Source organism: Adonisia turfae CCMR0081 (assembly GCF_011009555.1).
Lineage (GTDB): Bacteria > Cyanobacteriota > Cyanobacteriia > Phormidesmidales > Phormidesmidaceae > Leptothoe > Leptothoe turfae.
Window position 1 is genome coordinate 2,125,681 of record NZ_QXHD01000004.1, and the last position, 4,294, is coordinate 2,129,974.

At 49.4% G+C, this 4,294-nt stretch carries 3 protein-coding genes and 1 pseudogene; 2 read left to right on the forward strand and 2 right to left on the reverse strand.

Annotated elements, in window-relative coordinates; translation table 11 throughout:
• The coding region (locus DXZ20_RS13455; protein ID WP_163703488.1) for a TIGR03936 family radical SAM-associated protein at window positions 1–1,930 on the forward strand (1,930 nt) is incomplete at its 5' end.
• A gap of 79 nt (window positions 1,931–2,009) precedes the next feature.
• Window positions 2,010–2,678 (forward strand): hypothetical protein, encoded by a 669-nt coding sequence (locus DXZ20_RS13460; protein WP_163698686.1) that lies wholly within the window; start codon window positions 2,010–2,012, stop codon window positions 2,676–2,678.
• Here the strand turns inward: DXZ20_RS13460 and DXZ20_RS13465 are convergent.
• The gene (locus tag DXZ20_RS13465) at window positions 2,675–3,817 is read right to left on the reverse strand and encodes an extracellular solute-binding protein (protein WP_163698688.1); all 1,143 of its coding nucleotides are present in this window, start codon (window positions 3,815–3,817) and stop codon (window positions 2,675–2,677) included. The genes DXZ20_RS13460 and DXZ20_RS13465 overlap by 4 nt on opposite strands.
• A 172-nt stretch (window positions 3,818–3,989) precedes the next feature.
• Window positions 3,990–4,294 (reverse strand): annotated as a pseudogene (gene psbV, locus DXZ20_RS13470) (cytochrome c-550); the annotation flags it as partial.

Sequence of the window (4,294 nt, forward strand, 5' to 3'; positions counted from 1 at the left end):
TCGGCTCACCATTGAAATTCGTCGGGGCTGTACCCGTGGCTGCCGTTTTTGCCAACCAGGAATGCTGACACGACCGGCCCGTGATGTTGCGCCTGAAGAGGTGATCGACACCATTGAACGGGGGATGCGGGCAACGGGCTACAACGAATTTTCCCTACTTTCTCTCAGCTGCTCAGACTATTTGGCGCTGCCTGCAGTAGGTGTCGAAGTGAAAAATCGACTTAAAAACGACAATGTGTCCCTGTCTTTACCCAGTCAGCGAGTCGACCGATTTGACGAAAATATCGCTCACATAATCGGTGGCACCCGCAAAACTGGCCTCACCTTTGCCCCAGAGGCAGGAACACAGCGCATGCGGGACATTATTAACAAAGGTCTGACTAATGAGGAACTCCTGCGCGGTGTCAAAACTGCCCATGAACAAGGATGGGACAAGGTCAAACTGTATTTCATGATTGGTTTGCCAGGGGAAACAGATGTCGATGTGCTCGGCATTGCTGAAACTATCCAATGGCTGCGACGGGAATGTCGTATCAAAGGCCGGAGGTCTTTGAATTTCAACATTACGGTTTCTAATTTCACCCCCAAGCCCCATACTCCCTTTCAGTGGCATTCTGTTTCTACCAGCGAGTTTGAACGGAAACAAGCCATGCTTCGGGAAGCATTTCGTTCAATTCGTGGAGTCAAGGTCAACTTTACCGATGTGCGTATTTCGGCCATGGAAGACTTTGTGGGCCGAGGTGATCGACGACTATCGAAGGTGGTCCGTCGAGCCTGGGAACTGGGGGCAGGTATGGATGCCTGGTGGGAAAGCCTAGAACGAGCTTTTAATGCTTGGACTCAAGCCATTGAGGATGCCGGACTCACCTGGAAGTATCGCCAGGTTGAGCAGGGAGAATGGAATCTGGGAGAGTCTTTAGAAAATGAGAGTGTAGATCAAGCAGAGAACGCGACTCAAGCAGAGAATCTGCACCGTTGGCAAGTTGCAATGGATACTCCACTGCCTTGGGACCATCTAGATACAGGCATTGATAAAACTTGGCTGCAAGATGACCTGCGCCGCGCCTTGGCAGCAGCCATCGTGCCTGACTGTTCCTTTGAGGGCTGCTCCCATTGCGGCGTATGTGGCACTGACTTCGGCCACAACATTGTTATTCCACCCTTACCGATTCCTTCCTTCGAGGGCCATAGCAAGCCCAAATCTGAGCGGGTGCAACGGCTGCGTGTGACTCTCGGCAAACTAGGGGGCATGGCACTCATTGGCCACTTGGATTTGGCCAGAATGCTTGACCGGGCTGTCAGACGAGCTGCTCTGCCAATTTCGTTTACAGGAGGCTACCATCCTGGCCCCCGTATTGCTCCAGCAAATGCTCTATCCCTTGGCGCAACCAGCACAGGAGAAGTAGTTGACTTCGAACTGACTGAGCAAATGGACCGTACTGATTTTAGACAGCGGCTACAGGTACAGCTATCGGATAGCCTGCCTATTTATGACGTTCAGGAAGTCGATATCAAAGCTCCATCAGCCACTAAAGCCCTCAACCAAGCTGACTATTTACTAGCCATCACCACACAACAAGAAGGACAGGCTCTGAATTGGCAGGCGTTGATTGATCGCATCCTAGCCACAGATGAAATTATTGATACCCATACAACAAAGTCAGGCAAGGTCAAGCAAATCAACCTCAGAGAACGATTGCATACCGTAGAAGTAGTCGGGACTCTACCCTCTCATTTGCCCAGCAGGGTTATTCATAAGCTAACGACTACAGGGGATGTGGTTATTCGATATGTAGGCAGCTGCCGGAATGATGGCAATATGCTGCGTCCCGAGCAGATGCTGCGTATGCTAGAACGACAACAGGAAGATACAACCGCTTCTTCGTTAGTATTGGGCCATGTGCATCGCCAACAGTTAATTCTGACGTAAAAGCTCAAGCCATTAGTAAAATCCGTGGAGAGACGTTACATGCAACGTCTGTACATCTAAGAATTGGAATGTGCTAGACATGAAACTTATGGTGTGGTCAGCGATTTCAAGCCTGTATTTATTGTTGCCTGGGCCCTATGCTGTGGCACAATCAGCAGCAGTGCAGCGCATAGACTGTCAGCTTAGTGCTGAGCGCCCTAGAACAGAAGATAGCTCAACGGACAACACACAGTCTCCTCGGGTATTACTGGCAGAAGATTTAGAGGCCATGTGTCAGCTCAATGGCCAAGAGCCCCGGACAGATGATGGCGCGATCGCAACTGACGACAATCCATCCCCTGAACATTTTTCAATTCCGAGTTTGTGGTGGCAGCAGCAGGTAGTAGGAGAAGCTATCAACAGCCGCCTAATTGATAGCTGGAGAGCCTATGGAAACACTAACCTAGACAGCGGAGCCAGCATCCAGACCGAGGGATCTACCCCCCATGTGGATATCATCGTCAACGGTCAGCTTTGGCCATTATTAAATTATCTAGAACGATATTCACTCATCAATCAGTTTGGAGAAAGCACTAAGGATTACGGCTATCAGCTGAGGGTATTCACTGGAAATCGCTTGGTCGGGTTACATGTATGTGATTTTTCGGACAGAAACGCCGCAACTAATGAAGCAACTTATACACCACAATGCGTTGTCGAGCTGAACTATTTTGGCCAGGGCGCAATCCGCGGTAGACGGCAGCTTTAACCCTCGGCCTCAACGCTCAATAATGTTTCTATATTTGTTTGCCCACGTTTTGATAGCGGCAACAGAACCTCTCCATGACCGGGTACCAATAGCGTCTGCTGAGATAGCTGTTCAGGCACCTTCACATCCGGCAAGAAAAATGATGGAGACACCCCATAGCTAGACACAGAAATTTCAGTCGCAATCGGCATCTGCCAGCAAAACTCCATCCAAGCTTGGGCCTCTTCCGTAAGTTTTGCGTTAGTCGGAGCAACCCACAAATCACTCGTTAACACCGTTCCTTCTTGAGGATGAACAGCACCTAGCCGTCGATAGCGTACTAGCGTCGCTAAAATATCACCGCTCCACCCCACCGCCAGCCAAACATCTTCATTCACCAGGGCCTTTAAATACGCCTGAGAATCAAACACTTTAACCTGTCGATAAAGGGCCAGCAGCTGCTCTTGAACATCATCTCGAAGCAATGCGGCTTCATCATTGACGGAATATCGGAGTGCTTTTAGGACAATGGCAATTGCCAGTCTAGGTTGATTGGGCATCGCAATGCGCCCGGCTAATTCAGGCCGCCACAGATCTGCCCATTTGGTAATGGGCTTATTATTGGTGTTGGTTTGAAAGATGGGCTTTTGATAAGCAATCATCAATCCTTGGGTGCGATAGGGAACAGCCCAGAGCTTACCGCGCTCACTGGAGTACCCCTCACGATCACGGCGCAGCAATTTTTGCCAGGGCTCAGGCAAGGCATAGGCCAAGGGAAAATCTGGTAATGGTTGAATTAAGTCTTGACGAATTGCATGCTCTAGCCAAGGATCGCTCAAGGTCACAAGATGAGCCCCCACGGGTGGGGGCTTTGTTGCATCTTGGCTGGATGAGTGACCGATGGGAATCAACCGCCGCCACAGGGGGGGAGTCATTGGGGAACGAGCCTGCCACCACTGCAACTGTTGATAAATATCAATGAGATTAAGCTCAGACTCAAAGTGAGTTAGTGTGTCCCGACTAAAGGCTTTTAAGACTTGAGCGGGCACCGATCGAGCCAGCACTTTTACTTTTAAGGAGGCAGACGCACTGGAACGACAACTGGCAACAGCAGTCCCTAACCCCAGCAATCCCAACATTACCGTGCGTCGTTTTACCATCGTGCTTTGCGAAACTGCCTATCTAACCTAGCTTAATAGGTGAACACCATCCAATGTAGAACACTAAAAAATTGCGAATCTTGCGATCGCAAAAAAGAGGGCAAGGTTTGACAACCTCACCCTCTTCTCACGGTTTAATAACAAAGACCCTAACAAAGAACCCACTCAAAAATTAGTCAAAAGTAGCAGGTGCAGAAAACCGGATCTTACCAGCACCCCACATATCACCCATGACCTTGGGTTGTAGCAGAATGTAACCGGCAATGGAAACCAAGTCGTCTTCAGTCAGGCTTCGCATCTTCGGGAAGATATCAGTACTCTGGGTACTGGGGTGTAGCTCAGAAATTTCAGTCAACCCATCATAGGTAGTTGGGTTATGCAAATAATCAACTAGAGCTTCTAGATTGTTACGATTGGGATAAGCACCTTCTAGAGCTTCAGGTTCTAGACCAACGTTTGGATTGGTCTTGGTGATAC

Excerpts from the sequence above, each read along its gene's own strand:
- DXZ20_RS13460 (WP_163698686.1), top strand. The coding sequence starts at position 2,010 with ATGAAACTTATGGTGTGGTCAGCGATTTCAAGCCTGTATTTATTGTTG.
- DXZ20_RS13465 (WP_163698688.1), bottom strand. The coding sequence starts at position 3,817 with ATGGTAAAACGACGCACGGTAATGTTGGGATTGCTGGGGTTAGGGACT.